This window comes from Kitasatospora sp. NPDC057518 (genome assembly GCF_042802075.1).
GTDB lineage: Bacteria > Actinomycetota > Actinomycetes > Streptomycetales > Streptomycetaceae > Kitasatospora.
In genome coordinates, this window is sequence record NZ_JBHVEU010000800.1 from 1 (window position 1) to 1,323 (window position 1,323).

Annotated in this window: 1 protein-coding gene and 1 pseudogene; both read right to left on the minus strand. The window is 77.7% G+C overall.

Going from position 1 to position 1,323, the window contains the following annotated elements; genetic code table 11:
* Positions 1-502: pseudogene (locus tag ACFU7Z_RS39475) on the minus strand (ABC transporter permease); the annotation flags it as partial.
* Positions 499-1,323: ABC transporter permease (locus tag ACFU7Z_RS39480; protein WP_380782995.1), on the minus strand; the 825-nt coding region annotated here is incomplete at its 5' end. The pseudogene ACFU7Z_RS39475 and the gene ACFU7Z_RS39480, both read right to left, overlap by 4 nt.

Below are 1,323 nucleotides of genomic sequence, written 5' to 3' on the forward strand. Positions count from 1 at the left end.
GGGCGGCCGCGGCGGCGACGATGCGCACCGCGTACGGGATGCCCAGGAGGACGGCGGCGGCCGCGACGGCCAGGCGTCCCCCGGCGGGCCAGGCCAGGGCGATGAGCATGATGGCGAGGACGGAGGGCAGGAGGATCGTCAGGTCGGCGAGGCGTTCGATCCACCGGCCCAGCCGGGGCCGCAGGGCGGCGAGGATGCCGAGGGCGGTGGCGGCGGCGGTGACGACGAGGGCGATGGCCAGGGCGGTGGCGATCAGGGGCGCGCCGCCGGTCAGCAGGCGGCTGAGGACGTCGCGGCCGAGCTGGTCGCCGCCGAGCGGCGCGTCGGCGCCGGCCCCGGCGTACGGGAAGGTGACCGGGGTGTCGATCGGGTGGGGCGCCAGGAGCGGCCCCACGAGGGCGAGGAGGACGAGGAGCAGCGCGGGGACGGCGCGGACGAGGGCGCGCGCCGTGCGCCGGGTGGCGGGCGCGGGGGCCGCTGCTGTCGGGGCGTCGGCGGTCATCGGCGCTCCTCTCCGAGGGCGGTGGTGCGGACGAGGTCGGCCAGCAGCAGGAGCAGGCTGATGGCGGCGCCGGCCGCGGCCACGACGCCGGCGATGAGCGGGGTGTCGCGGTCGGTGATGGCTCCGGCCAGGACGGCGCCGATGCCGGGGTAGTTGAAGAGGGTCTCGACGACGACGGTGCCGCCCAGCAGCATGCCGGCGGAGGTGGCGATGCCGACGGCGATGGCGGGCAGCGCGCCGGGGAGCATGTGGTGGCCGAGGACGCGCCGGCGCGGCAGGCCGTCGAGGACGGCGGCCTGGACGTGCGGCAGCGCGGCCTGGTCGGCGAGGGCGCCGCGCACGATGCGGGTGTTCCAGCCGATCTGGGGGACGGCCAGGGAGAGCAGTGGCAGGACGAGCATGGTCCAGGATTCGGGGGCGCCGTCGGGGCCGGTGAGGGTGACGGCGGGCAGCCAGCCGGTCCACTGGGAGAGCAGGAGCAGGAGGGCGACGGAGACGACGAACTCCGGCAGGGCGAACGCGGCGGTGGAGAGCGCGTCGACGGCCCGGTCGGTGCGCCCGCCGGGGCGCAGCGCGGCCCAACTGCCGAGCGCGAGGGCGCCGATGGTGCTCAGGGCGAGGGCCAGGGTGCCGAGCAGCAGGGTGTTGGGGAAGGGGCCGGCGAGGACGTCGGTGACGTGCTGGCCGCGCGCGGTGGTGCCGAGGTCGCCGGTGGGCAGGCCGGTCATCCAGTCCCAGAAGCGTTCCGCGACCGGGCGGTCGAGTCCGAGGGCGGTGCGGCGGGCGGCGAGGTCGGCGGCGGTGACGCCGCGGTCGGAGGT